This is a genomic window from Rhodococcus sp. AB351, from assembly GCF_049538275.1.
Lineage (GTDB): Bacteria > Actinomycetota > Actinomycetes > Mycobacteriales > Mycobacteriaceae > Rhodococcus.
This window is the reverse complement of sequence record NZ_JBMVFW010000019.1, coordinates 21105-47234: the sequence shown is the minus strand read 5'-3', so window position 1 is coordinate 47234 and position 26130 is coordinate 21105. Positions and strand designations below refer to the sequence as shown.

25 protein-coding genes, 1 tRNA gene and 1 other RNA gene are annotated in these 26130 nt (G+C 68.7%); 14 read left to right on the top strand and 13 right to left on the bottom strand.

Annotated elements, in window-relative coordinates; all coding sequences use genetic code 11:
• Nucleotides 1-9 precede the first annotated feature (9 nt).
• Nucleotides 10-855: a hydroxyethylthiazole kinase gene (gene thiM / locus ACPCXD_RS21665; RefSeq protein ID WP_423661120.1), complete on the top strand. Its 846-nt coding sequence runs from the start codon at nucleotides 10-12 to the stop codon at nucleotides 853-855.
• Nucleotides 855-1961 carry an LLM class flavin-dependent oxidoreductase gene (locus ACPCXD_RS21660; RefSeq protein ID WP_088899127.1) on the top strand — a complete coding sequence of 369 codons (1107 nt, stop codon included), beginning with the start codon at nucleotides 855-857 and terminating at the stop codon, nucleotides 1959-1961. Before thiM ends, ACPCXD_RS21660 begins: the two co-directional genes overlap by 1 nt.
• A gap of 21 nt (nucleotides 1962-1982) precedes the next feature.
• Here the strand turns inward: ACPCXD_RS21660 and ACPCXD_RS21655 are convergent, their stop codons facing one another.
• The 5 genes from ACPCXD_RS21655 to ffs all read right to left on the bottom strand — a co-directional run bounded on the left by ACPCXD_RS21655 (nucleotide 1983) and on the right by ffs (nucleotide 6525).
• Nucleotides 1983-2759 carry a trypsin-like peptidase domain-containing protein gene (locus ACPCXD_RS21655; RefSeq protein WP_088899128.1) on the bottom strand — a complete coding sequence of 259 codons (777 nt, stop codon included), beginning with the start codon at nucleotides 2757-2759 and terminating at the stop codon, nucleotides 1983-1985.
• The gene (locus ACPCXD_RS21650) at nucleotides 2756-3328 is read right to left on the bottom strand and encodes an HhH-GPD-type base excision DNA repair protein (RefSeq protein ID WP_088899157.1); all 573 of its coding nucleotides are present in this window, start codon (nucleotides 3326-3328) and stop codon (nucleotides 2756-2758) included. The genes ACPCXD_RS21655 and ACPCXD_RS21650 overlap by 4 nt, the downstream gene beginning before the upstream one ends.
• Before the next feature lie 22 nt (nucleotides 3329-3350).
• Nucleotides 3351-4709 carry a hypothetical protein gene (locus ACPCXD_RS21645; protein WP_232622074.1) on the bottom strand — a complete coding sequence of 453 codons (1359 nt, stop codon included), beginning with the start codon at nucleotides 4707-4709 and terminating at the stop codon, nucleotides 3351-3353.
• A 381-nt stretch (nucleotides 4710-5090) separates the two neighbouring features.
• Entirely contained in the window at nucleotides 5091-6383 is a 1293-nt protein-coding gene (locus ACPCXD_RS21640; protein WP_088899130.1) for an aspartate aminotransferase type Ic, read from the bottom strand.
• Nucleotides 6384-6430: 47 nt separating this feature from the next.
• Nucleotides 6431-6525: signal recognition particle sRNA small type (gene ffs / locus ACPCXD_RS21635), an RNA gene on the bottom strand.
• A 117-nt stretch (nucleotides 6526-6642) separates the two neighbouring features.
• Between ffs and ACPCXD_RS21630 the strand changes: the two genes are divergently transcribed.
• Nucleotides 6643-6730 (top strand) — tRNA-Ser (locus ACPCXD_RS21630).
• A gap of 85 nt (nucleotides 6731-6815) precedes the next feature.
• Complete coding sequence (locus ACPCXD_RS21625) at nucleotides 6816-7079, top strand: hypothetical protein (RefSeq protein WP_016691009.1); 264 nt, start codon at nucleotides 6816-6818, stop codon at nucleotides 7077-7079.
• Nucleotides 7080-7102: 23 nt separating this feature from the next.
• Here ACPCXD_RS21625 and ACPCXD_RS21620 read toward each other — a convergent pair whose 3' ends face one another.
• Nucleotides 7103-8188, bottom strand: a complete 1086-nt coding sequence (locus ACPCXD_RS21620; RefSeq protein ID WP_423661119.1) for a GmrSD restriction endonuclease domain-containing protein — start codon at nucleotides 8186-8188, stop codon at nucleotides 7103-7105.
• Between the two features lie 139 nt (nucleotides 8189-8327).
• Between ACPCXD_RS21620 and ACPCXD_RS21615 the strand changes: the two genes are divergently transcribed.
• Together ACPCXD_RS21615 and ACPCXD_RS21610 are read left to right on the top strand one after the other, a co-directional pair.
• Nucleotides 8328-8993: a YoaK family protein gene (locus tag ACPCXD_RS21615; protein WP_088899131.1), complete on the top strand. Its 666-nt coding sequence runs from the start codon at nucleotides 8328-8330 to the stop codon at nucleotides 8991-8993.
• Nucleotides 8994-9046: 53 nt separating this feature from the next.
• Nucleotides 9047-9631, top strand: a complete 585-nt coding sequence (locus ACPCXD_RS21610; protein ID WP_088899132.1) for a TetR/AcrR family transcriptional regulator — start codon at nucleotides 9047-9049, stop codon at nucleotides 9629-9631.
• Nucleotides 9632-9693: 62 nt separating this feature from the next.
• Here ACPCXD_RS21610 and ACPCXD_RS21605 read toward each other — a convergent pair whose 3' ends face one another.
• Both ACPCXD_RS21605 and ACPCXD_RS21600 read right to left on the bottom strand, forming a co-directional pair.
• Nucleotides 9694-10431: a 3-hydroxybutyrate dehydrogenase gene (locus ACPCXD_RS21605; protein WP_088899133.1), complete on the bottom strand. Its 738-nt coding sequence runs from the start codon at nucleotides 10429-10431 to the stop codon at nucleotides 9694-9696.
• Nucleotides 10428-11816 carry an MFS transporter gene (locus ACPCXD_RS21600; protein ID WP_016691003.1) on the bottom strand — a complete coding sequence of 463 codons (1389 nt, stop codon included), beginning with the start codon at nucleotides 11814-11816 and terminating at the stop codon, nucleotides 10428-10430. Before ACPCXD_RS21600 ends, ACPCXD_RS21605 begins: the two co-directional genes overlap by 4 nt.
• 123 nt (nucleotides 11817-11939) lie before the next feature.
• Here ACPCXD_RS21600 and ACPCXD_RS21595 point away from each other — a divergent pair, with 123 nt between their 5' ends.
• The 5 genes from ACPCXD_RS21595 to ACPCXD_RS21575 all read left to right on the top strand — a co-directional run bounded on the left by ACPCXD_RS21595 (nucleotide 11940) and on the right by ACPCXD_RS21575 (nucleotide 16534).
• Nucleotides 11940-12839 carry a LysR family transcriptional regulator gene (locus tag ACPCXD_RS21595; protein WP_016691002.1) on the top strand — a complete coding sequence of 300 codons (900 nt, stop codon included), beginning with the start codon at nucleotides 11940-11942 and terminating at the stop codon, nucleotides 12837-12839.
• Between the two features lie 9 nt (nucleotides 12840-12848).
• Nucleotides 12849-13781 (top strand): tRNA glutamyl-Q(34) synthetase GluQRS, encoded by a 933-nt coding sequence (gluQRS, locus tag ACPCXD_RS21590; protein WP_423661118.1) that lies wholly within the window; start codon nucleotides 12849-12851, stop codon nucleotides 13779-13781.
• Nucleotides 13782-13867: 86 nt separating this feature from the next.
• Nucleotides 13868-14812 carry a DUF2189 domain-containing protein gene (locus ACPCXD_RS21585; RefSeq protein ID WP_088899135.1) on the top strand — a complete coding sequence of 315 codons (945 nt, stop codon included), beginning with the start codon at nucleotides 13868-13870 and terminating at the stop codon, nucleotides 14810-14812.
• 109 nt (nucleotides 14813-14921) lie between these two features.
• Nucleotides 14922-15677 carry an RDD family protein gene (locus tag ACPCXD_RS21580; protein WP_423661117.1) on the top strand — a complete coding sequence of 252 codons (756 nt, stop codon included), beginning with the start codon at nucleotides 14922-14924 and terminating at the stop codon, nucleotides 15675-15677.
• A 125-nt stretch (nucleotides 15678-15802) separates the two neighbouring features.
• A complete protein-coding gene (locus tag ACPCXD_RS21575) occupies nucleotides 15803-16534 on the top strand; it encodes a queuosine precursor transporter (protein WP_120281144.1) in 732 nt (243 codons plus the stop codon).
• Nucleotides 16535-16566: 32 nt separating this feature from the next.
• Here the strand turns inward: ACPCXD_RS21575 and tgt are convergent, their stop codons facing one another.
• The 3 genes from tgt to ACPCXD_RS21560 form a co-directional block, all read right to left on the bottom strand.
• Nucleotides 16567-17826: a tRNA guanosine(34) transglycosylase Tgt gene (tgt, locus tag ACPCXD_RS21570; RefSeq protein ID WP_423661116.1), complete on the bottom strand. Its 1260-nt coding sequence runs from the start codon at nucleotides 17824-17826 to the stop codon at nucleotides 16567-16569.
• Nucleotides 17823-19061, bottom strand: coding sequence for an MFS transporter (locus tag ACPCXD_RS21565; protein WP_420714469.1), 1239 nt, complete (start codon nucleotides 19059-19061; stop codon nucleotides 17823-17825). The genes tgt and ACPCXD_RS21565 overlap by 4 nt, the downstream gene beginning before the upstream one ends.
• A 161-nt stretch (nucleotides 19062-19222) precedes the next feature.
• A complete protein-coding gene (locus ACPCXD_RS21560; RefSeq protein WP_423661115.1) occupies nucleotides 19223-21964 on the bottom strand; it encodes a calcium-translocating P-type ATPase, PMCA-type in 2742 nt (913 codons plus the stop codon).
• A 148-nt stretch (nucleotides 21965-22112) separates the two neighbouring features.
• Here ACPCXD_RS21560 and ACPCXD_RS21555 point away from each other — a divergent pair, with 148 nt between their 5' ends.
• Together ACPCXD_RS21555 and ACPCXD_RS21550 are read left to right on the top strand one after the other, a co-directional pair.
• The gene (locus ACPCXD_RS21555) at nucleotides 22113-22532 is read left to right on the top strand and encodes a pyridoxamine 5'-phosphate oxidase family protein (RefSeq protein ID WP_026060903.1); all 420 of its coding nucleotides are present in this window, start codon (nucleotides 22113-22115) and stop codon (nucleotides 22530-22532) included.
• Nucleotides 22533-22568: 36 nt separating this feature from the next.
• Nucleotides 22569-23435 (top strand): cation diffusion facilitator family transporter, encoded by an 867-nt coding sequence (locus tag ACPCXD_RS21550; RefSeq protein WP_183070781.1) that lies wholly within the window; start codon nucleotides 22569-22571, stop codon nucleotides 23433-23435.
• A gap of 5 nt (nucleotides 23436-23440) precedes the next feature.
• Here the strand turns inward: ACPCXD_RS21550 and ACPCXD_RS21545 are convergent, their stop codons facing one another.
• Complete coding sequence (locus tag ACPCXD_RS21545; protein WP_145691022.1) at nucleotides 23441-24043, bottom strand: LysE/ArgO family amino acid transporter; 603 nt, start codon at nucleotides 24041-24043, stop codon at nucleotides 23441-23443.
• Nucleotides 24044-24115: 72 nt separating this feature from the next.
• Here ACPCXD_RS21545 and ACPCXD_RS21540 point away from each other — a divergent pair, with 72 nt between their 5' ends.
• Nucleotides 24116-24997 carry a LysR family transcriptional regulator ArgP gene (locus ACPCXD_RS21540; protein WP_160876132.1) on the top strand — a complete coding sequence of 294 codons (882 nt, stop codon included), beginning with the start codon at nucleotides 24116-24118 and terminating at the stop codon, nucleotides 24995-24997.
• A 43-nt stretch (nucleotides 24998-25040) separates the two neighbouring features.
• Here the strand turns inward: ACPCXD_RS21540 and ACPCXD_RS21535 are convergent, their stop codons facing one another.
• Complete coding sequence (locus ACPCXD_RS21535) at nucleotides 25041-26075, bottom strand: MarR family transcriptional regulator (protein ID WP_423661114.1); 1035 nt, start codon at nucleotides 26073-26075, stop codon at nucleotides 25041-25043.
• Between the last annotated feature and the right edge of the window lie 55 nt (nucleotides 26076-26130).

Here is a 26130-nt window from a genome sequence, read left to right as displayed (position 1 = left end):
GGATCTTCCGTGACCACGACCCCCACCGTCGACGATCTCGCCGTCACCCTCGACGCCCTGCGTGCCCGGACGCCGCTCGTGCACTCGCTGACCAACATCGTCTCGGCCAACTTCCTCACCAACGTGCTGCTCGCCGCAGGCGCCAGCAACGCGCACATCGACAACGCGCACGAGGCAGGCGATTTCGCGCGCATCGCCGGTGGAGTGCTCGTCAACCTCGGTACGCCCTTCGACGAGACCTCGGTGGCCTTCACCCGCGCGGCGGAGGCCGCGCACGACGCCGGCACCCCGTGGGTCCTCGACCCCGTCGGCGTGGGCGGACTCGCGTGGCGCACCTCGCTCGCCGCCGACCTGCTGAAGTTCCACCCCACCGCGATCCGCGGCAACGCCTCCGAGATCATCGCGCTCGCCGGCCTCGGCGGCGATACGCGCGGCGTCGACAGCGCCGACGAGGCCGCTGCCGCCGTGCCCGCCGCGCTCGCGCTGCTCGACCGCGCGGATGCCGTGTCGGCCTCCGGTCCCGTCGACCACCTCGTCGGCCGCGACCGCGACGGTGGGATCGTCGGGCTGCGCATCGCCGGTGGCAGCGCCATGCTGCCGCGTGTGACCTCCACCGGATGCTCCCTCGGCGGACTCGTCGCGGCCTATCTCGCGGTCGCGGAGACCCCTCTCGTCGGCCTCGCGGCCGCCCACGCGCACGTCGCCGTCGCGTCCGAGATCGCCGAGGAGAACTCCACCGGCCCCGGCTCGTTCGCCGTCGCCTATCTCGACGCCCTGTTCGCCGTGGACGCCGACACGCTGCGTGCTCGCGCCCGCGTCGAACCGTTCGAACTCCTCTCGAAGGACACGAAGTAATGCCCATCAAGACCTTCTGGTATCTCACCCAGGCCGACGGCGACTACCCCTGGAGCCCCGGCGGGTTGTACCCGGTGGACGGGCAGCGGCAGATCGAACTCGCGAAGACCATCGACGACGGCGGCTTCGAAGGTGCGCTCGTCGCGACCTGGCCGAACGACCCCTTCATCTCGGCGACCTGGGCCGCGGCACACACCAGCCGGATGAAGTTCCTCGTCGCGATCTACGCGAACATGACGCCCGCGCGACTGCTCGCCGAGAAGGCCCTGACCTTCGACGCGTTCAGCGGTGGTCGTCTGATGATCAACTCGGTCAACGGCCGGGAGAACATCCTCACCAAGTACGACATGAACGTCGAGCACGACCGTCGGTACGAGCTCGGTGAGAAGTACTGGGCGGAGTTCCGGCGCATCTATGCCGAGGGCACCGCGTCGAACTTCCCGAACACCCCGCTGCGCATCGATGCTCCTGCGGACCACTCGGTCCCGCTGTGGGGAACGGGCGACTCCCCCGCCGGTCTGCAGAACGCCGGCAAGGTGCTCGACGCCTACCTGATCATGCTGCGCGAGACCTCGTTCGTCACGGAGAAGTTCACCGCTGCACGCGAATCCGCTGCAGCGGAGGGGCGCGGGTACACCGACTTCGGCGCCCTGTCCGGCGTCATCGTGCGTCCGAACCGGGACGAGGCACTCGAGCGGTTCCGGTCGCTGTTCGAGAAGGCCGGGATCGAGCAGATCCAGGACGTGCTCGACAAGGCGGTGCGCCGCCGCACGCACGGCAAGCAGGATCTGAAGACCTTCACCGCGCGCGACGCGCAGCGGCAGGGCTGGGTCGACACCATCAACGCCGGCAAGCTCCCCGAACCCGAGGACCTGTATCTCGGCGACGGACTCTACGCGGGCATCACCGCGTGGTCACCGCTGGACATCTTCGCCACGGGCTCGTCGGCGGTCTATTACGTCGGCGACCCGGACGAGATCACCGGCCACGTGCGCACCCTGCGCGACGCGACCGGACTGACCTCCCTGATCCTCGCCGGATGGCCGCTCATCGACGAGGCGAAGAACGTTGCGGAACATCTGATTCCGCGTTTCGACACGCTCTGACGGTAACGCGGGCGGGATCGGTCAGGGGGTGTCGACGAGACGGAACCCCGAGCCGATCCCGTCGCGCGCGTCGATCTCGGCGAGGATCCGATCGGCCCGCTGGTAGGCGGCGAACCTCGTGTCGGGAACCTGCCGGTCGTCGGAGACCGCGGTCTGCGGGAACCGGTAGCCCACCGACAGTCCCATCCATTCCCCCGTCTCGGCGCGCACGAGCGGACCGCCGGAGTCGCCCGGCCGCATGAGCAGCGGCGACGACATCAGGTTCCCGTCCACCCGCACATCGCCGGTCGCGCAGGCCACCGACGTGCTCCGCCCTGCCGCACAATGTGTTCCGACCGGCAGTTCACCCTCGCCGAACGCCGCGACCGATTCGAGCACGACTCGCTCTCCCCGGTCGTTGGGCACCGACGTATTCGATCCCCGCACGCGGGTCTCGTCGAGCACGACCACCGCGTAGTCGGCGATCTCGTCGGTGGGGAATCCCAGCTGATCGACCGAACCCGTACTCGCGACGTCCGTTTCGGTTCCGATCGGCCCTCGATGCTGCTCGTCGACCTTCCAGACGGGCGACGATCCCGTCTGGTAGCAGTGCCCCGCCGTGATCGCGACGAGACGACCCGCGTCGTCGTGTCCGACCGCTGCCACGGAACACCAACCCGGTGTCGGCTCTGCGGAGAACACGATCCCGTCGCCGGGCCGGAGGACGACCCGGTCGTCTCCCCCGCCGGCCGAGGCCACGCCCACGGCCCCCGCGGCGAAGGCGACGGCGGCGCCGCACACTGCTACGACACGCCTCATGACTTCTTCGCTGCCTTCATCGACTTCTTGAACTCGCGCACCTCGCGCAGCGACTGCTCGTCGACGACGTCGGCGATCGACCGGCGCGCATCCTCGTGCCCGTAGTCGCCGGCGGCCTCGCGCCATCCCTCGGGCCGCACACCCATCTGCTTGCCGAGCAGCGCCAGGAAGATACGTGCCTTCTGGTCGCCGTAGCCCGGCAGCTTCTTCAACCGTCGCAGCACTTCCTTGCCGTCCGGGTCGCCGGAGGTCCACAGTGCGGAGGCGTCTCCGTCGTAGTCCTCGACGATCGCCGCGCACAGCGCCTGGATCCGCTGTCCCATCGACTTGGGGAACCGGTGGACGGCCGGTTGCTGCGCGCACACCGCGACGAACTCGTCGGGATCGGCCGACGCGATGCGGTCCACGTCGAGACCGCCGAGACGGTCGGCGAGTTTCTTCGGTCCCGCGAACGCGACCTCCATCGCCACCTGCTGGTCGAGCAGCATGCCGATGAGAAGCGCCAGCGGGTTCTCGGCCAGCAGTGCGTCGGCGTCGGGATCTCCGACCAGGTTCAGCGTCGATGACATGCAGACGATCATGCCCTGCGCGTCAGGGGCGGCGCCACACGACCACCGCGATCACGATGCCCAGCGTGAGCGCGATCGACGTGGTCAGAGCATGCAACCAGTGCGGGAAGAGCGTCGGTTGTGACGTTGCCGGGACGGCAGCGAGTGCGGCGAACAGCGCCACGACGGCGATGACCGAGGCCGCCGCGGACCAGCCCTGGGCCAGGCGGGTGTGCCTCGCGCCGCGCAACTCCGCACTGCGCAGCAGGGCGTGCTCGACGACGTCCACGGCATCGGACAGTTCCGCGTCGAGTTCGGCCATCTCGTCGGCGACCCGGCCGGCCATGAGCGCTCGCAGCTGGGTGGGTTGTGTCCACGAATGGAACCGGTCGTCGTGGATCGATTCCTTGCGCAGCAGGGCACGCTCCATCCGGCGGGCCTGCATGACCGCGATGTCGTCGAGGACCGTGGCCAGCCGATCGCCGTCGAGCCCGTCGGGGTGGCGCAGGTGCTCCACGGTCGTCCAGTAGTCGGCGGAGGCCCGTGCCCGCACCGCCACCCACGGGATGAGCCCGTAGATCATCTCGCGGGTGCCGTGCCCGACGTAGTCGCTGCCGAGGGCGGTGGCTTCGAGGTCGAACAGCACCGCACCGGAGTCCTCCCGCACGGCGATGGCCGCTCCCGGCTGCACGGGCCGGTCCACCAGCGGAACCCGATCCCACTTCCACAACACGCCCCAGGACCGAGCGGCGGCGCGGGCCTGGGGTCCGATGCGCGGACCGTCGACGAGCGAGCGGACCCGTTCGCCGCCGCTCGAGACCACTTCCACGACCATCCCCTCGACGACCTCCCGATCACCGACCCCCCGGTGACGGTGGACGACGAGTTCGTGCAGGGGCCGGTAGGTCGTCGGCGCGCACAACCGCCTGTTCAGTCCGGGAAACACGTCGTTCAGGCAGGCGTCGGAGGTCAGTTCGAAGGGCGCGAGGAACTCGCCGAGCACCGGGCGCAGACCGGCGCCGTCGCGGTCCTGCAGCGGGTCGCTGCGCCAGTCGATCAACGGCGGGCCGTGGTCCGTCAGCGACTCCAACGCCAGGACGAGGCCATGGCCGGGGACGTCCCACAGCGACACGCATGTCGCGGGGTGTCCCACATACGGCCGGGTCGCGTCCGGCGCCTCACGCAGCGAACCCGTCGATGCACCGAACGAGACCTCCGGTCGTGTCGGGTCGACGACGTGCCGGAACGCGAGCAGACACGGCGGACGAACACCGTGGTCCGAATCGGGCCGATCGGCGATACGTGCCGGCAGGAAAGGCTCCACCTTCTCGACGGGCGGGACCCGCGGTGGCGTCTCGGGCGCCGCCTCGATGTCGAGCGCCAGGAGGAACACCTTCAGCACACCGAGACACCCCGTGACAGATCCGACGGCCGATGCGCCGACTCCGGAGTTCACGAGAGCGCGGTTTTCCATCACACTCACCACTTCCGAACCCGCCGCACGGTATGCGGCGACCCTGACCAGCGAGTATGTCAGGTCGGTCGGGGAAAGCAAGTCGCTGTCACGACGGGTACCGATAACGCCCCGACCAGGGGTGATCCGAGTTGTCCACCGTCGGTCCACGTGTTGTGCACAACTTTATCCACAGGTTGGGAACAAACTCACACTCGGAGTGCAGATTGTTGCCGACGGAGGCACGCAACAAAGAAACGAGGCTCGCAACGTCGGCAGTGACTGCCGATGTTGCGAGCCTCGTCCTCGCGTTGCGTACCTACCCGCGCACTACTTGTCGGCGAGCGCCTTCTCCGCCGCGGCCAGCAGCACGCAGGTCGCGACGCCGTCCATGGCCTTCTCGAGCTCGCCGAGCGAAGGGAAGCTCGGCGCGAGGCGGATGTTCTTGTCCTCGGGGTCCTTCTTGTACGGGAACGCCGAACCGGCACCCGTCAGCGCGATACCCGCTTCCTTCGCCAGGGCGATGACGCGGGCCGCCGTGCCCTCGACGACGTCGAGGCTGATGAAGTAGCCGCCCTCGGGCTCGGTCCACGACGCGACCTTCGACGAGCCGAGACGCTCCTCGAGGATGCGGCGCACCAGCGCGAACTTCGGCGCGAGGATCTCGCGGTGCTTGGCCATGTGGGCACGCACGCCCTCGGCGTCGCGGAAGAAACGCAGGTGACGCAGCTGGTTGACCTTGTCGGGGCCGATGGTCTTGATGCCCAGATGCTTCTGGTACCAGGTGAGGTTCTCGGTGGAGCTGCCGAAGAAGCTCACGCCCGAACCGGCGAAGGTGATCTTCGAGGTGGACGCCAGCGCGAACACACGGTTGGGGTGACCGGCCTGCGCGGCCAGACCGAGGATGTCGATCGCGGGCGCGAGGTGCTCGGTGAGCGGGTGCACCGCGTAGGCGTTGTCCCAGAAGATGCGGAAGTCGGGAGCGGCCGTCGGCATCGACACCAGCTCGCGGGCGATCTCCTCGGAGTACACCGCGCCGGTGGGGTTCGAGTAGGTCGGCACGGCCCACATGCCCTTGATCTGCGGGTCGTTCGCGACGAGATCGGCGATGAACCGCACGTCGGGGCCGTCCTCGCGCAGCGGCACGGGGATCATCTCGATGCCGAGCGACTCGGTGATCGCGAAGTGCCGGTCGTAGCCGGGCGCCGGGCACAGGAACTTGACGACCGATTCCTGCGACCACGGGCGCGGCGAGTCGACGGTGCCGTGCAGCAGCGACCAGACGACGAGATCGTGCATGATCTCGAGGCTCGCGTTGTTGCCGGCGAGCAGGTTCTCGACCGGGATGTTCAGCAGCTCGGCGAAGATCGCGCGCAGCTCGGGCAGGCCGGTGAGGCCGCCGTAGTTGCGGGTGTCGGTGCCCTTGCCGTCGCGGAAGTCGTCGGCGCCCGGCAGCGACAGCAACTCCGCGGAGAGGTCGAGCTGCTCGGGCGAGGGCTTGCCGCGGGTCAGGTCCAGCGTCAGCTTCTCCGACTTCAACCGTTCGTAGTTGGCGGACTGGCGCTCGTGCTCTGCAACGAGTTCCTCATGGCTCATCAACCCGTACTGGGTCTGCGTAGGCATGCGGAGGGACCTTTCACCGTGCACGGCGACACGGGCATCGGCGGAAATTAAGAGGACCCCGCGCACCCGGCAGAGCCCGTTGACCCTTGCTGCCTTCCGGCCCTGGGGGAGTTCACAGGATGCGCGCCGCGCGGGATCCATCGGCAAGTGTAGAGGAACGAGCGCCCCGGCGGCGAACCCGCCCCCGCAGCACCGCCGGAATCAGGGTGCGACGTGCTCGTTTGGCAAGTTGGGGTCTCCATTCGGTATGCTTCCCCACGGAGGATTCGCCTAGTGGCCTATGGCGCTCGCCTGGAACGCGGGTTGGGTTAACGCCCTCAGGGGTTCAAATCCCCTATCCTCCGCCACGGAACCCCGTGGGGCGCACAGCGTCCCACGGGGTTTCTGCTTTTCCACCGCCCCTGTTCGCGTACCGGGCCGATCTCGGGCACGATGCGTCTCGTGACCGCGGACGACAATTTCCCGCTCGCCGGCGACGCCGACCACGAGCAGGCTTCGGTCTGGGTGGAGATGCTGGACCGGGAGATCGACGAGGTGTCCGCAGCCATCGAGAAGACCGAACAGAAGGCCCTCGCCGAACACCGGGTGGGGGCCGTGGACCGGGCGCGCCGGTTCGACGCCGAGGTCGAGCGGCTGGGCGCCCAGCTCCGCGAGCTGCACCGCATGCGCCGCAATCTCACCGACCGCTTCAGCTGACCTGGAGATCACGGCGGTGTGCGCTACTCGCAGGCGACGCCGTCCCCGTCACCGTCCATCTTCGGCCGGTAGCCGGGCTCACCCACATACAGCGGCGCAGCTCCGGCGGCCCGGGCCGCCGCGCAGTTCTTGTAGTACACGTCCGCCGGAGCAGGGGCCGGCTCGGCGGGTGCGGGTGCGGGTGCCGGAGCCGGAGCCGGTTCGGGTGCCGGCGCAGGCGCGGGGGCCGGTCGCGTCGTCGTGGTGGGTGCGGGAGCGGGTGCAGCGGCGGGAGCTCCGCCTCCGCATTCGGTGAGGACCCGCACCATCGCGTCGTGCTCGGCCTGCGTCACCCACAGGCCGTAGATCGCCTTGACCTCGATCTGCCGCGCGACGTACGTGCAGCGGTACGCGCGGTTCGGCGGCAGCCAGGTCGCGGCGTCGCCGTCGCTCTTCTGCTGGTTGGTCGGCCCGTCCACGGCCTGGAGGTTGCGCGGGTCGTTGGCGAAATCGGCACGGGTTCCCGCGTCGAGCTGCTGCGCACCCTTCTGCCACGCGTCCGACAGCGCGACGACGTGATCGATCTGCACCGCGGTCGAGGTGTCCTGGCCGCGCGTGAACGCGATCGTCGTGCCGGTGTACACGTCGTTCAGGGTTCCGGACGCGACGACGCAGTCGCGGGTACCGGGCCGGTAGACGATGTCGACGAGGTCGCGTCGCAGGATGTCGTTGCGGGTGTCGCAGCCGTTGCCTCCGAACTCCACCGACACGTCGTCGCTCCACGCCTGGCCGAACAGGTCGCGGCTGTACCCGGTCTTGGGTGCGCGCCCCTTGACGGGCAGGGTCGCCAGCCGGGCCAGGGCCTCCGACGAATCCGCCGACGCTGCCGGGTTCGACACTGCCGGGTTCGACGCAGCCGGACTCGGTGCAGTCGTCGAGGTGGGGCGCGTCGTGGTGGGTGACGGTGTCGTCGTGGGAGTTTCGGAGCTCGGCGCCGGGGACTGTTCGGAAGTCGCCGCCGGAGCGACGGAGGTGTCCTCGGTGGTCGAATCGCACCCGGTGAGGGTCAGACCCGCGACCGTCGCGACGACGAGCAGGGACAGCCGGGACGACAAGCAGGGCAAGGACATCGAGGGAACTCCTGAGAACGACGGTGCCGGACGGCTCCCCTTGTCCATCGCGCCCATGACGCCCGGTCGTTACACCGCGTAAGTATCCGGGAGCCGACGTCGTCGGCATCCCGGCGGGAACGGTTCCTACTATCGTCTGGTGGTCGGTTACGGCAGGCAGTTGCAGGGACTCGCCATCGCGCTGTCCTCTCTCGCAGGGTTCATCGATGCCCTCGGTTTCATCACCCTGGGCGGCGTCTTCGTGTCGTTCATGAGCGGCAACTCCACGCGTTTCGCGGTCGGGGCGGCCGACGGTGCGTGGCAGACGGTCGCCCTCATCGGCGGCGTGCTCGCGCTGTTCGTGGTCGGGGTGATCCTCGGCAGCGTGGTGGCGGAACTGACGGACCGAGATCGGCGGACCCGCAAGACCGCGGTTCTGGCGACGGTGACGGTGTTGCTGACGATCGCCGCCGCGGCCGTGCTCGTGGGCTGGACGCCGGTCGCTGTGATCGCGATGACCTTGGCCATGGGAACGGAGAACTCGGTGTTCCGGCGGCACGGGGAGACGACCGTCGCCCTGACCTACATGACGGGTGCGCTGGTCAAGATCGGGCAGCGGATCGCGGCGGCGTTCTTCGGTGGTCCGCGCTGGAGCTGGCTGCCCTATCTGGGTCTGTGGGGCGGTCTGGTGACGGGTGCCGTTCTCGGCGCGCTCGCCCACCGGGTGCTGGGTTTGCACGCCCTGTGGATCGCAGCGGCGTTCGCGGCCGCGCTGACGGTATCGGTCCGTTTCCTCTCCGATCGCGAGCTCACCGGCGGGATGTGATTCCCGCCTCCCCGTACGTTCGTACGGTGGAGAGCTCGGCTACGGTGCTCCCCATGCGCACGCGCCCCTACGTCACCACCAGCCCCACCAGGCTCGCTGCGGCCCTGCTCGACGTGGCCGCACGCAACGGTCTCGACGCGGCGAGTGTGCGGGAGGTGGCCAACGAGGCAGGGGTCTCGATCGGGGCGGTGCAGCACCATTTCCCGACCAAGGACGAGATGCTCGCGTACTCGTTCCGCACCCTCTCGGACCGGGTGCTGAACCGGTTGACGAACGTCGATCCCGACATCGATCCGGCGCGCACCCTGTTTTCCGCGCTCAGCCAACTGCTCCCGCTCGACGAGGAACGCGGCAGCGAGGTGCACGTGATGTCGGCGTTCGCCGTGCGGGCGGTCACCTCCCCCGCGCTGAGCGCCATCCGCACCGCCACCCTGTTCACGATCCGCACCGGCATAGCGCGCGTATTGATCCGCGCGGGTACACCCGATCCGGAGACCCGGGCCGCCCTGCTGCTCTCGGCCGCGAACGGGCTCGCGCTCGACGCGGCGGCCAGCCCCGAGCTCTACCCGCGGGAGTATCTGACCCACGCTCTGCACGCCCAGGTCCAGCTCGTCCTCGACGGCGCCGACGCGCACTGACCCGCGCCCCGGAATCCGGGACGCGGGTCGGTGAAGGCGATCGCACAGTGCGATCAGTGCGGTCAGTGGGCCGACCAGCCGCCGTCCATCGTGTACGACGCGCCGGTGACCATCCCGGCCTCGTCGGAGGCCAGCCACGACACGAGCGAGGCCACCTCCTCCGGCTCGACCAGCCGGGTCACCGCCTGATCGGTGAGCAGGACATCCGAGAGCACGCGATCCTCCGGGATGTCATGCGCGCGAGCCTGTTCCGATATCTGCTTCTCCACCAGCGGGGTACGCACGTAACCCGGATTGACGCAGTTGCTCGTCACGCCGTGGGGGCCACCCTCGAGCGCGACGACCTTGGAGAACCCCTCGAGGCCGTGCTTGGCGGTGACGTACCCGGCCTTGAAGGCCGACGCCCGCAGCCCGTGGACCGACGAGATGTTCACGATCCGGCCGAAGCCCCGCTCGTACATTCCGGGCAGCGCGGCCTTCACGAGCAGGAAGGGCGCCTCGACCATGAGCGTCTGGATGCGGCGGAAGTCGGCGAGGGCGAAGTCCTCCACCGGCCGCACCACCTGGATGCCGGCGTTGTTGACGAGGATGTCGACGTCGAGGCGGAAACCGTCGAGGCCGTCGGTGTCGAGCAGGTCGACGCTCCACGCCTCTCCCCCGATCTCGTGGGCGAGCGTCTTCGCGGCGACCTCGTCGACGTCGGCGACGGTCACGCGGACTCCCTGCCGAGCGAGCGCGCGGGCGCAGGCCGCCCCGATCCCGCCGGCACCACCGGTCACGAGTGCGGTGCGGGCCCTCATGCCGAGACCCTGGTGTTCTCGGCGGCCTTCTCCTGGGCGACCGTCTCCGCGTCCGCGGCGTCGATGTCGCGCAGCGAGATGCCCTTCGTCTCCCGGGCCACGATCACCGCGACGATCGTGATCAGCGACGATCCGAGCAGGTAGAAGGAGATCGGGACCGACGAATCGAAACGGCTGAGCAGGCTCGCGGCGATGATCGGGGCGAGCGACCCGGCGACGATCGAGGTGACCTGGTAGCCGAGCGAGACGCCCGAGTAGCGCATGCGGGTCGGGAACATCTCCGCCATGATCGCGGGCTGCCCGGCGTACATGAACGAGTGGAAGACGAGTCCGATGACGATCGCCGAGACGATCCACGCGCTGTTGCCGGTGTCCATCATCGGGAAGGCGAGGAAGCCCCAGGCACCGGCGGTGACGGCACCGATCATGTAGACGGGGCGGCGTCCCAGCGTGTCCGACAGTCGCCCGACCACCGGGATGATCACGAAGTGCACGGCGTGCGCGGCGAGCATCCACCACAGGATGTGGCTGGTGTCGGCACCGACGACGATCTTCAGATAGGTGATCGAGAAGGTGACGACGAGGTAGTACATGACGTTCTCGGCGAACCGCAGGCCCATCGCCGTGAACACGCCGCGCGGGTAGCGCTTGAGCACCTCGAAGACGTTGAACGACGTCTCCTTGAGCTTGTCGGCCTCCTGCTGCGCTTCGAGGAAGATCGGCGCGTCGGTGACCTTGGTGCGGATGTAGTAGCCGATCAGCACGATGACGGCCGAGAGCCAGAACGCGACTCGCCAGCCCCACGACAGGAAGGCCGATTCGGGCAGCGTGGTGGTGAGAACGAGCAGGACGATCGTCGCGAGAAGATTGCCCATCGGAACGCCGGCCTGCGGCCACGACGACCAGAACCCGCGCGAGCGGTTGGGGCTGTGTTCGGCGACCAGCAGCACCGCGCCGCCCCACTCGCCGCCGACCGCGAAGCCCTGGACGAACCGGAGCGTCACGAGCAGCGCCGGCGCCCAGTACCCGATGGCACCGAAGGTCGGCAGGCAGCCCATGAGGAAGGTCGCGACGCCGACCATGATGATGCTGGTCTGCAGCAGCTGCTTGCGTCCGAACCGGTCACCGAAGTGGCCGAAGACGATGCCGCCGAGCGGCCGGGCGACGAAGCCCACGGCGTAGGTGACGAACGCCGCGATGATCGCGTCGAGTTCGTTGCCGCCGTCGGGGAAGAAGACCTTGGCGAAGACGAGGGTCGCGGCGGTGCCGTAGAGGAAGAACTCGTACCACTCGACGACGGTGCCCGCCATGGACGCACCGACGACCCTGCGCAATGCCGACGGCGAGCTCTCCGGCCCGTCCGTTCGTGCCTGTTCGACGCTCATGCCTGCACCCTCCCGGAATGCTCTGTGACGGGGAACACTTCCAAACACATATGCCGAGTATCGGTACGCACATATGCATCCACAATGACGCGATTCGCAGATGCGATCTGCAAAACTGCACACATGAGCGTGCCTTCGGCCGATGACCTCCTCGTCCTGCTCGCCGTCGGGCGCAGTGGCAGGTTCACCAGCGCCGCCGACGACCTGGGCGTCAACCACACCACGATCTCCCGGCGGATCGCCGCGCTCGAGCGCAGCCTCGGCGGTCGCGTGCTCACGCGGTCGGCGGCGGGATGGGAACTGACCGACCGCGGTCGCGAGGCGCTCGAGGCCGCCGAACGCATCGAGGCCGCGGTCGGAAGTCTGCGGAACCCCCGGGGCGAGCGCCGCCTCGAGGGCGTCGTGCGTATCTCCGCCACCGACGGCTTCAGCGCCTACATCGCCGCCCCGGCCGGCGCGCTCGTGCGGCAACGCCACCCGGGTATCTCCGTCGAGATCGTCGCGACCACCCGTCGCGCCTCGCAGCAACGATCCGGCATGGACATCGAGGTGGTCGTGGGACGCCCGCAGGTGCATCGGGCCGAAGCGCACCGCCTCGCCGACTACAACCTGGGCCTGTACGCCTCGCGCGACTATCTCGCCACGCACGGCTCCCCGTCGTCGGTCCGCGACCTGCGCGAGCACACCCTCGTGTACTTCATCGATTCGATGCTGCAGGTCGACGATCTCGACGTCGCGCGGCGCATCGCCCCCGACATGCAGGATTCGATCAGCTCGACGAACGTGTTCGTGCACGTCGAGGCGACCCGCGCCGCCGGAGGCCTCGGTCTGTTGCCGTGCTTCATGGCCGACCGGCACCCCGATCTCGTCCGGGTCCTGCCCGGCGAGGTCGAGGCGCGTCTGGCCTACTGGCTCGTCGCGCGCTCGGAGACGCTGCGGCGGCCGGAGGTCGCGGCCGCAGTCGCGGCGATCCGGGAGGTCGTGCACGCCCAGCGAGCGGTGCTCCTGGGTGTCGCTCGATAGAGTGCACGGGTGTCACTTTCGGACGAGGACGAAGCAGGAGCGGGTCGCTTCGCACCGAGTCCCTCCGGCGACCTGCATCTCGGCAATCTGCGCACCGCCGTCCTGGCGTGGTTGTTCGCGCGGTCGACGAACCGCCGGTTCCTCGTGCGCGTCGAGGATCTCGACCGGGTGCGTCCCGGCGCGGAGCAACGCCAGCTCGCGGATCTCGCGGCGATCGGTCTCGACTGGGACGGTCGGGTGGTCCACCAGTCCCGCCGCCGGCGCCTGTACGACGAGGCGATCGCGCGGCTCGAGCAGGCCGACCTGACCTACGAGTGCTACTGCACCCGACGCGAGATCCTCGAGGCCACCTCCGCACCCCACGCCCCTGCGGGCGCCTATCCGGGCACCTGTCGCAATCTCACCGACGAGCAGCGGGCCGAGCGCCGGGCCTCCGGCCGCGCCCCCGCGATCCGGCTGCGGGCGACCGAGGAGTGGTTCACCGTCCACGACCTGCTGCACGGCGATTTCACGGGCATCGTCGACGATCTCGTGTTGCGCCGCAACGACGGAACCCCCGCGTACAACCTCGCGGTGGTGGTCGACGACGCCGACCAGGGCATCGATCAGGTGGTGCGCGGCGACGATCTGCTCACCTCCGCGCCCCGACAGGCCTGTCTCGCACACCTTCTCGGACTGTCGGAGCCCGTCTACGCGCACGTGCCGCTCGCGCTCAACAAGGAGGGCAAGCGACTGGCCAAACGGGACGGCGCGGTGACACTGGCCGATCAGCTCGCGCTCGGACACACGGCCGCCGACGTGCTGGGCACGATCGCCGTGTCGCTGCGACTCGCCGACCCCGGCGAGCCCGTGTCGCCGGAACTGTTGCTGGACCGCTGGAATCCCGTGCTGCTTCCCCGGGATCCGTGGGTGTTCACCCCGTCGGAGGAAGGCATCCGATAGGACACGATGCGGACATAGCGGATGCAGACCCGAGGTGATATCCGTACTCTCTCGGAAGTGTCCGATCCCGGAGACGAGAGGCAGCCATGACCACCGGTGGTTACGACCCGAATCAGGATCCGAAGAACCCGGGTGGTTATCCGCCACCCGGAAACTACCCGCCACCCGGAAACTATCCGCCGCCCTCGGGCGGTGGCACTCCTCCGTCGGGTGGGAACTATCCTCCGCCCGGCAACTACCCGCCGCCGGGGAGCTATCCCCCGCCCTCGGGTGGCAACTACCCGCCGCCGGGTGGGTCCTACCCGCCGCCGGGGAACTATCCGCCTCCTCCGTCGGGTGGTGACTACCCGCCTCCGCCGGGTGCATACGGCGCCGGGAGCTTCGGTGGTCCGCCCCCGAATCAGCTGAGTGTCGGCGACGCGATCTCCTACGGCTGGTCGAAGTTCAGCGGCAACGCCGGCGTGTGGATCGTCTTCATGCTCGCCGCGTTCGTCCTCCAGGGCCTGATCAGTGGCATCTTCAACGGGTTCGACTTCACCGACGAGGCGACGGACTTCACCCTCCTGAACGCGATCGGCAGCATCGTCACGACGATCGTCGGATACCTGATCCAGGCCGCCTTCGTACGCGGCGCACTGGCCGAAACCGATGGGCAACGACCCGCTTTCGGAACGTTCCTCCAGATCGGCCCGATCGGCGCGGTCATCGTCGCAGGTCTGCTCGTGGGCATCGGCACGTCGATCGGTCTCGTGCTGTGCATCATCCCGGGCCTGGTGTTCGCGTTCTTCGCGTGGTGGACGATGCAGTTCGTCATCGATCGCAATCAGGACGCCGTCACCGCGATCAAGTCGAGCTTCAATGCCGTGAAATCGAATGCGGGAACGCTGGTGCTGCTCGCCCTCGCACTGCTCGGCATCAACCTCGTCGGTGCCCTGCTGTGCCTGATCGGCCTGCTGGTCACGGTGCCGGTGTCGATCATCGCCGTCACGTACGCCTACCGGGTCACCACGGGTGGTCCCGTAGCGGCCTGACACAACCCCCGGCGGGATCCTCCCGTCGCATCCGGAGGCATCTACCGACGCGCCACGGCACGCTGTACCGTGGCGCGTTGCCATGCCGATCGCGACAAGGGAGACATAAGTGACCACTGGTGGCTATCCACCCCCTCAGCAGGATCCTCGGGCGACGGGCGGTCATCCAGGCGGCGCCCCGTCCTACGGCGCCACCCCGCCCGACTACACCCAGCAGTTCCCGCAGTACGGCGCGCCCCAGAACGGTAGCCCTCAGTACGGCGCGCCCCAGTACGGAACACCGCAGTACGGAACCCCGCAGAACGGATCGCCCCAGTACGGTGCTCCCCAGTACGGTGCACCGCAGTACGGGGCGCCGCAGGGCGGTGGGTTCGGCGGCCCCGGATTCCCCGGCCCGGATCCGAACTTCGGCACCGGCGCCCCGGGAGAGCTGCTCCCGCGTCTCGGCGCCCGCATCATCGACGGCCTCATCGTCGGTATCCCCATGGGGATCCTGACCGCGATCATGCTCCTCGCGAGCGGCGGAAGCGGCTTCGTGAACTTCTTCATGACGGTCGCCAGCGGTATCGTCGCCTTCGGCTACTGGACGTACATGGAGTCCGCTCGGGGCGCGACCGTCGGCAAGAAGCTCCTCGGCCTGTCGGTCGCCGGTCCCGCCGGTGGCAACCCCACCCTCGAGCAGGCCGCCAAGCGTAATGCCTTCGTCGCGCTGCAGATCCTCACCGGCGTCCCGCTGCTGGGCTTCCTCGCCGGTCTGCTGTCGCTCGCCGCATACATCGGTATCGCGGTCACCATCGAGCAGGACGGCGACAAACAGGGCTTCCACGACAAGTTCGCCGGCGGCACCCGGGTACGCAAGTCCTGATCTCCCGCGCGCTCCGGGTCCCGTCCTCGTCAGGACGGGGCCCGTTCGTCGCATATGGGGTGTTCGCGCACGTACAGACCGTCCGCAACTTCGTGATCACCCTGTGGTGATGCTTGGATGTCCGGGTGACCGAGCACGGATCGAACACCTCCCCCGCCCTCTTCGACCACGCCGCCTTCGCGCGCGTGGGCCGCAGCCCGTACACGGGGATCGTCGTGCTGTTCACCGCGGTGCTGATGATCTCCAACATCTCCGCGACGAAGGGCATCGCGTTCTTCACCGGCTCCGAACTCACCGCCGGTCCGCTGCAGATCCTGCCGATCATCACCGACGGCGGGTTCTTCCTGTTCCCCCTCGCCTACATCCTCGGCGACGTGCTCAGCGAGGTGTACGGCTTCGCGGCCACCCGCCGCGCCGTCTTCTACGGCTTCGGGGCGGTCGCGCTGTCTGCGCTGTGCTTCTGGATCACGCAGCAGCTACCTCCGGCCGACTTCTACGCCGGTCAGGAGTCCTTCGAGAACGTGCTCGGCGTGGTGCCCCGGATGCTCATCGCCGGGCTCGCCGGGTACGCGGTCGGGCAGCTGCTCAACTCGTACGTGCTCGTCCGCATCAAGGAACGCACCCGGGAGAAGCACCTGTGGGCGCGGTTGATCGGGTCGACCGTCGTCGGCGAGTTCGCCGACACCCTCATCTTCTGCTCGATCGCCGCAGGTGCCATCGGCATCACGACCTGGGCCGACTTCGTCAACTTCGTGATCGTCGGGTTCCTGTGGAAGACGCTGGTCGAGATCGTCGTGCTCCCGGTGACCTACCGCGTGATCGCGTACGTCAAGAAGCGCGAACCCTCCTACGCGTGACGACTCACGCCTGACGACTCAGGCCCGACGACTCAGGCCTGGCGCCGGCTCGCGTAGAACCGGCCGAGCGTCTCGGCCTTGAACTCGGCGAGGGTGCCGTTCTCCATGTTCGTCCGGATGTCGTCGACGAGGCGCACCGTGAACCGTTCGTTGTGGATCGTGCACAACGTCGAGGCAAGCATCTCCTTCGCCTTGAACAGGTGGTGGATGTACGCCCGCGTGTAGTTCCGGCAGGTGTAGCAGTCGCAGTTCTCGTCGATCGGCGTGAAGTCGCGCCGGTGACGGCTGGTGTTGATGTTGAACCGGCCGTCCGGATGGTAGATCGCGGCGTTGCGCGCGACCCGCGACGGATTGACGCAGTCGAAGGTGTCGACGCCGTGCTCGACCGCGACGAAGATGTCGTCGGGTTCACTGATGCCCAGCAGGTGCCGCGGCTTGTGCTCGGGCAGCTCCTCGGTGCACCACCGCACGATCGTGCCGAGATTGTGCTTCTCGAGCGCCCCACCGATGCCGTAGCCGTCGAACCCGCGGCCGGTCTCGCCGACGATGGACTCGAGGCCCCGGCACGCCTGTCGTCGCAGGTCCTCGTACTGCGCGCCCTGCACGACGCCGAACAACGCCTGGTAGGGACGGTGGGCACGTTCGGCGGTGAGCTTCTCGTGCTCGGCGATGCACCGCACCGCCCACGCCTGGGTCCGCTCGAGGGAGCGTTCCTGATAGCCGCGGGTGTTCATGAGGGTCGTGAGCTCGTCGAAGGCGAACATGATGTCGGCGCCGAGCTCGTGCTGGATGCGCATCGACACCTCGGGGGTGAACCGGTGCCGCGCCCCGTCGAGGTGCGATTTGAAGGTCACCCCGTCGTCGTCGACGTGGGCGAGCCGTTCCTTGCCCTTGGCGATGACGTCGTCGTTCTGGACGCCGACGGACTCCATCGCGATGACCTTCTTGAACCCGGCCCCGAGCGACATGACCTGGAATCCGCCGCTGTCGGTGAAGGTCGGGCCGGGCCAGTTCATGAACTTCCCGAGCCCGCCGGCCTCGTCGACGATGTCGGAGCCGGGCTGCAGGTAGAGGTGGTAGGCGTTGGCGAGCAGCGCCTGCGAGCCGAGCTCGGCCATCGTCTCGGGCAGCACCGCCTTGACGGTCGCCTTCGTACCCACCGGGACGAAGGCCGGGGTGCGGATGTCTCCGTGCGGGGTGTGGATCGTGCCCGTGCGGCCGAGTCCGTTGTCGAGACGCGCTCCGACCGTGAAGAAGGGATCGGGCGGGGTCGGAATGCTGGAATCGGTCACTTCCGTATCCAATCACGTCGGGAAGGTGCGGCCTTCTCACGGCGGCGAACGGAGATCGCGAACACGGCGACACCGGCGAGCGCCAGCAGCACACCGACCGCGGCGGGAGCGGTGTAGCCGAATCCGGCCGCGATCACGACCCCGCCGATCCACGCACCGAACGCGTTCGCCAGGTTGAACGCGGCGTGGTGCAGCGACGCCGCGAGCGTCTGGGCGTCCTCCGCGACATCCATCAACCGCACCTGGAGAGCCGGGCCCACCGCGGCGCATCCGACACCCAGACCGAAGACCATCACGAAGGCGGTCCACGGGTTGTGGGCCGCGGCGACGAACAGCGCGAGCAGCACCGCGAGCGAAGTGATCGACGCGTAGACGCCGGGGATCACACCGCGATCGGCGACGCGACCACCGATGGCATTGCCGACGACCATGCCCACGCCGAAGAGCATCAGCGCGACCGGCACGAGCGATCTCGACACTCCGGCGACGTCGGTCAGCGTGGTGCTGATGTAGGTGTACACCGCGAACACACCACCGAAGCCGATGACGGCCACGGCGAGCGTGAGCCAGACGGTGCTGCTCTTCAACGCCCCGAGTTCGACCCGCACGCTGGTCGTCGGTATCGACAGTGTCGGCACCCAGGCGGCGAGAGCGACGACGGTGGCCACTCCGATCACCGCGACCAGCACGAACGCCGCGCGCCAGCCCAACGCCATGCCGAGCCACGAGGCGGCGGGCACCCCGACGACGTTCGCCACCGACAGCCCCATCATCACCAGCGACACCGTACGCGCGCGGCGACCGGGTCCGGCGAGATGCGCCGCGACCAGCGCGGCGACCCCGAAGTACGCGCCGTGCGGCAGGCCGGCGACGAACCGGGAGACGACGAGCAGACCGTAGTTCGGGGCCAGCACCGTGGCGGCGTTGCCGAGGGTGAACGCGACCATCAGCGCGACCAGCAGTGTCTTGCGCGGCACGCGGGCGGCGATCGTCGCGATGAGCGGGGCACCGACGACGACACCGGCCGCGTAGGCGGAGACGACGTGGCCCGCGGTGGGTTCGGAGACCCCGATGCTCGTCGCGATCTCGGGGAGCAACCCCATGGCGACGAACTCGGTGGTTCCGATCCCGAACCCGCCGAGGGCGAGCGCCCACATCACGAGCGTGCGCGCGGGATGTCCGGAGTCGGTGTGGGCAGGATCGTCGAGTGGGCGGCCGGAAGCCGTGGTGGTCATCGGTGAGGAAACCTTCGATCTGTCGATGGTCCCGGAGCCGGAGGTCGTGCGGGCCGGGACGCGGGCGCGCTCGGGGAGCGACGCGGGGCAGCCTCCATTCTGGGGCAGTCCGGCCCCGCACTTCTCCCCGCGGCGACGTGAGTTCCGCCATCTCCCGATCGTCAGGTGAGGAAGGTCGTATCCGCCCGCTCGGCCCTGCGCGCCTCGATCCTCCTGGCGACGAACTTGCCGAGCTCGTCCACCCACAGCACCGACGAGCCGACGGCGACCGCGAGCAGCCACTGTTCGGAAGTGAGCGAGGTGGTGTCCATGAATCCCTGCAGGGCGCCGAGTTGCACGACGCAGATCTGCAGGACGACGACGGCGATGATCGCGATCCAGATGGTGTGGTTGGTGAACGTCTGTGCCGAGAACACCGATCCGAGATCCGAACGCACGTTGAACAGGTTGAACACCTGGTAGAAGACGAACGTCGTGAACGCGAGGGTCGTGGCGAACAGCGGGTCGGATGCGCTGTCGGGGAACAGTTCCGGGCCGAAGTGCAGCACCGCGATCGTGCCCACCGTCATCACGATGCCGAGGCCGAGGATGCGCTGCACCCGGGAGCGTTCGAGCAGGGCCTCGTTCGCGGGCCGCGGTCGTCGCCTCATCGCGTCGGGGGCGGTCGGGTCGACACCGAGGGCGAGCGCCGGCGGTCCGTCCATGATGATGTTCACCCACAGGATCTGCAGTGCGCTGAAGGGCGCGCCACCCGCGAGTCCGAGCACACCGGCCGTCAGGAAGATGAGGACGAAGCCCCACGCCGTGGTGAGCTGGAACTTCACGAATTTGACGATGTTGTCATAGATTCCGCGTCCCTCGGCCACGGCGGCGACGATGGTCGCGAAGTTGTCGTCGGTGAGGATCATGTCCGCGGCGCCCTTGGAGACGTCGGTTCCCGTGATCCCCATGGCCACACCGATGTCGGATTGTTCGAGCGCGGGAGCGTCGTTGACGCCGTCGCCCGTCATCGCGACGATCTGCCCGTCGGCCTGCAGCGCTTCGACGAACCTGATCTTGTGTTCGGGCGCCACGCGGGCGAGGACGCCGAATTTCTTTGCCCTCCGGCGCAGTTCGTCGTCGGTGAGTTTGTCGAGATCCGAACCGGAGGCAGCCGACCCGCGGATTCCGAGTTCCTCGGCGATCGCGGAAGCCGTCACCAGATGGTCGCCGGTGATCATGTGCACCGAGATGCCCGCCTCGTGGGCGACGGCGATCGCATCCTCGGCTTCGGTCCGCGGCGGGTCGACGATGCCGACGATCGCGTGGATCGTCAGGTCGGCCACCTTCTCCTGCAGCGCATCGGTGTCGCCGCGGGGAACGGCATCGAGGTCGCGACCGGCGATCATGAGGGTTCGCAGACCTTCCGACGCGAGCGCCTCCACGGCCCGGTGGATCCTCGCGCGACCGTCGTCGTCGAGCGGAATCGGGCCGTCGGGACCGGCGATCGAGGTGGCACGATCGAGGAGCACACCCGGCGCGCCCTTCACGAAACAGCGGTATCCGCCGTTCGGCAGGGTGTGGAAGGTGGCCATGTACTTGTAGTCCGAGTCGAACGGCACCTCCGAGATGCGGTTCAGCGCGGCCCGCGCACCCTCGACGTCGATGCCGCCCTTCTCGGCGAGCACCACGAGGGCACCCTCGGTGGGATCGCCGACCAGCACTCCGTTGCGCACGGTCGCGTCGTTGCACAGTCCCATCCCGAGCAGTGCGTCCGTGAAGTCCGGTGCGGGCAGACCGTCACCGACGAGGATCTTGCCGTCGGTTCCGTACCCGGTGCCGGTGACGCGGAAGGCACGACCCGCGACGAGCAGTCGCTGCACCGTCATCTCGTTGAGGGTGAGGGTGCCGGTCTTGTCGGTGCAGATGTGGGTGGTGCTGCCGAGCGTCTCGACCGCGGCGAGGCGTTTGACGATCGCACCGCGGGCCGCGAGACGTGAGGCTCCCATCGCGAGGGTGAAGGCGACGACGGCCGTGAGCCCTTCGGGGATCGTCGCGACCGCCAGCGACACCGCGGTGACGAGGAGATCCGACCAGGTCTGTCCCCGCAGCAGACCGAGGACGAACACCAGCGCCACTGTCACGATCGCGACGATCGTCAGGGTCTGGGCGAGCTGGCCGATGCGCCGTTGCAGCGGCGTCTGTTCGCCACCGGCCGATCCGAGAAGGGTTGCGATGGCACCCATTTCGGTACGCATGCCCGTGCCGGTGACGATCATCGCGGCACGTCCGCGTGTGACCTCGGTGTTCATGAACAGCATGTCGGTGCGGTCGCCGAGCGGCGCGTCGGGATCGTCGACGACGTCGGCCTGTTTGTCGACGGGCTGGGATTCACCGGTGAGGGCGGCCTCCGCGACCTGCAGCCGGACGGCGGTGACGAGTCGGCCGTCGGCCGGGACGGTGTCGCCGGCCTTGAGGAGCACCACGTCTCCGGGGACGAGTTCGGCGCGGGGCACCTCCGTCCCCCTGCCGTCGCGCAGCACCCGGCTGGTCGACACCGACATCTTCTTCAACGCGGCGAGGCTGCTCTCGGCCCGGGATTCCTGCACGTAGTTCAGCACGGTGTTGAGCGCGATCACCGCGAAGATGACGACGGGGGTCTCCCACTCGCGGGAGACGGTGGCGCTGACCACCGCCGCCACGACCAGAACGAGGGTCATCCTGTCGGCCAGCAGCGAGAGCACGCGCCGCCAGGTCGGTACCTTCTTCGCCTCGTCGAGCAGGTTCGGGCCGTACTCGCCACGCCGTCGTTCGACCTCGTCCGCACTCAACCCTCGTTGCGGATCGACCTCGAACGCCTCGGCGACGTCGGTCGCGGCGCGGGTGTGCCAACTCGAGGTGGTCGCGGGAGCTTGTGCGGACATCGGCACTCCTCGTTCGGGCTGCTCTCGGCGGATCGGGCGAACACGGTCCTGACGGCCGGTTTCACCGTAACCGGCGGAGCGTTCCACTGCGCCGGAAGCCGGTTCGTGATGTGCTGGATACGGCAGCGGAACCGGAGGAGTGAACGCGATGAGCGACAACCCGAACACCGACGATCCTGTCGTCCCACTCGACGAGGACCAGTGCTGGGACCTGCTCGCGACGGGCAAGGTGGGCCGCCTCGTCACCGTCGTCGGCGGGCGACCGGAGATCTATCCCGTCAACTACGTCACCGACGATCGCACGGTGTACTTCCGCAGCGGTGAGGGCAGCAAGCTCTCCGAACTGGCGGTGCACCCGCAGGTGGCCTTCGAGGTGGACGAGATCCGCGAGGACTCCGCGTGGAGCGTCGTGCTGCACGGGCACGCCCGGATCCTGCGGAGCTTCGACGACGCGGCGCGGATCGACGCCCTCGGACTGTCGCCGTGGGTTCCCACCCCGAAATACGACTACGTCGCGCTGACGGCCACCGACCTCACCGGGATGCAGCTCACGCTCGTCAAGCGGTGAACGGTGGCGCCCTCTGCGCAGCAGCACCGCCTGTTGATGCGGTTCATGCTGCTGTCGGTGGCGACCGCGCTCGCGACGATGCTGCTGAAGGCATCGGCGGCGTGGATCACCGGATCGGTGGGTCTGTTGTCGGACGCGCTCGAATCCGGGGTCAACCTCGTCGCGGCGCTCGTCGGTCTCGCGGCGCTACGTCTCGCCGCGAAGCCGGCCGATGCGAACCACGATTTCGGGCACGGGAAGGCCGAGTACCTCTCCGCCGCGGTCGAGGGCACCATGGTCTTCGCCGCCGCGACGGTGATCCTGTGGACCTCGGTCGAGCGCCTGATCTCCCCGCAGCCGGTGACCGAGGTCGGACTCGGTCTCGTCCTGTCGGCCGGATCCTCGGCGCTCAATCTCGTGGTCGGTCTCCTGCTCATCCGGCAGGGCCGCGCACACCGGTCGATCACGCTGGTCGCCGACGGGAAACACCTGCTGACGGACGTGTGGACGTCGGCGGGCGTGCTCGTCGGCGTGGCGCTGGTCGCGCTGTCCGGCTGGGACGTGCTCGACCCGATCGTGGCGATCCTCGTCGCCCTGAACATCCTGCGGATCGGTTTCGGGCTCGTGCGGCAGGCGGTCGTCGGCATGCTCGACGCGGTTCTTCCCCCGGAGGACGTGACGGCGGTGAACGCCGTCCTCGACCGCTACCGGGAACCGGGGGTGGTGACGATCCTGCCGCCGCGCACCCGCGAGTCGGGACGGCAGCGCTTCGTCTACCTCGTCGTGCGGGTGCCGGGTGACTGGACGGTGCGCGCCGGCCACGACCTGCTCGACCGCATCGAGGCCGATCTCGGCGAGGCACTACCCGGCGTCGTGGTGTTCAGCCATCTCGAACCCGACCGCGCCCCCACGGGACGCAGGTGAGGTGATCAGGCCGAGGCGACGAGTCCGGCACCGAGGCCGAGCATCAGGACCGCGACGCCGCCGTCGAGGATGCGCCACGAGGACGGCTTGGCGAACCAGGCACGCAGATAACGGGCGCCGTACCCGAGGGCGGCGAACCACACGACGCTCGCGGTGATCGCCCCGGCACCGAACCACCACCGGCCGGGGTTGCCGTAATGGTTGGCCACCGAACCGAGCATGAGCACGGTGTCGAGATAGGTGTGCGGGTTGAGCCAGGTCAGCGCCAGGCAGGTCAGCAGGGCCGCGCCGATGGTGACGGCACCGCCCGGGGCGGCGGACAGTGCCGACGGCTTCAGCGCGCGGCGTGCCGCGAAGAGTCCGTAGCAGATGAGGAAAGCGGCACCCGCCCAACGGATCACGTCGATCGCGCCGGGAGCGTGGTCGAGGATCGTCGCGATCCCGGCGATGCCCGCGGTGATGAGCACGGCGTCGGAGATCACGCAGATCGCGATCACAGGCAGCACGAATCGTCGCGCGATGGCCATGCGCAGGACGAAGGCGTTCTGCGCACCGATGGCGACGATGAGGGACAGACCTGTGACGAATCCGGCGACGACGAGTGACATGGCATCGACGCTAGGAATCCTGTCGAGATAAGAACAGTTGATTTTGCTGTACCTGCATTAGAGTTTCTTGATGTGGATCTCGACTTCGCTCAACTTCGCACTTTTGCAACGGTATTGGACGAGGGCACTTTCGAGGGTGCGGCGGCTGTTCTTCGCGTCACACCGTCCGCGGTGAGCCAACGCATCAAGTCGCTCGAACAACACGTCGGTCAGGTGCTGTTGCGACGGACCCGGCCCGTCAGCGCGACCGCGGCCGGCGAGGTGGTGATGCGGCTCGCCCGGCAGGTCGCGCGGCTGGAACAGGACGCCTCCGAGGAACTCGGGCTCGGCGCCGACACCGGGAGCTACGCCACGATCCCGCTCGTCGTCAACGCCGATTCGATGTCCACCTGGTTGCTGCGCGCCCTGGCCCGGATGCCCGTGCGGTATCGGGCACTGTTCGAACTGCACCGCGAGGACGAGTTCCACTCCACGGATCTGTTGCGCGACGGCACCGCCATGGCGGCGGTCACCTCCGTCCCCGAACCCGTGCAGGGTTGCACGTCCGAGAAGCTCGGCGCCATGCGCTATCACGCGATGGCGAGCGTGGACTTCGCCGAACGCTGGTTCCCCGAGGGTATGACCCCCACCGAACTGCGGGAAGCCCCGATGCTCACCTTCGACCGCAAGGACGACATGCAGGATCGCTTCGTCCGCAAGCGGACCCGGCGGCGGCTGAATCCGCCGCGCAACTACGTTCCGGGCGCCCTCGAATTCGTCGAGGCCGCGCGGCTGGGGTTGGGCTGGGCCATGCTCCCCGATGCGATGGTCGCCGACACCACCGATCTCGTGAGCCTGGCCCCGGACGACCCGATCGCCGTGCCGCTGTACTGGCAGCGGTGGCGGCTGGACTCCCCCGTACTCGACGCGCTGACCGATGCGGTCCGTCGCACCGCGCGCGAAGTGCTGCACTGAAATCCGGGACGATTCGATCACACCGGTGCCCGGACGCCCGTTCTCACCGCGCCTGCATCGCGCCGACCGGATCGACGTACATCACCCGCGACGCCGCACCGAGCGCCGCCGCCGACCGCAGATCGTCGTCGGGTTCCGAGAAACGCAGCGGCACATCGTTGTACGACGACCGCTGCCGGTAACCGTCGGACACGTCCTCACGCTCCCGTCCGTGCCGGGCGAACGCCTCACCACCGACGGTCACCACGTCGGGATTGACGACGTCCCGCACCGACGCGACCGCACGGCCGAGGAGCACCGCCCGGTTCGGCGACGGGTCGGTGCCATCGGCGCTCCCCGGTTCGAGTACAGCACAGAACGATTCGATGTCGTCTGCCGAGGACCGTGCGAGGCCGTCCACGAGCCACGCCATCGAGATCGATTCCTCCGCACACAGATACAGCCAGCTCTCGGGTCGTCGCCGGAAGGCACTCTCGAACCGGCGGTATTCGACCTCCGCGACCGCCTCCACGTACGGAACGACCGTGTACGGCGTGGGCACGATCGCCCGGAACAACACGTCCACGGGCGCTTCGCACCAGCCCAGCCGCGGGTGGTCGAGCGCCCCTCGGCGCTCGTCGTACAGACCACCCACCGCGAGGCCGGCCCACAGCGGCTGCCTGCCGTGCAGCTGTGACTCGTGCACCCGCAGCGCCGCACCGATCGCGGCGAAGACATCGAACGCCGACGCCGGTGTCGCGAAGGTCGTCCGGTGCAGCTCCCGTCCGAGCAGGTCGCCGGAGACCAGCCGGGTCTCCCGCTCCCCCAGATGGATACCGGTGAGGAAGCCCCGTTCGGTGTCCACCTCCACCGGCACGTGCGGCCGTCCCACCCGCCCCCGCGGAGCGAGATCGGGACGGTCGCGCAGCAACCCGTGATCGAGCAACGACGTCACCGCCCGGTTGACCGTCGACGCCGACAGGCCCGTGAAGTCGGCGAGCATCGTGCGCGTCGCCGGTCCCCCACGTCGTAGGTGCTGCATGATCCACCCCGCCGGTGTGGTCTCGTCGGCCCGGAAGACCGCCGGTCGTGAGCGCACAGAGACCCCCGGTCGCGCAGAACGCACGAGATCGAGAGTCGACCGTACCGCCGTT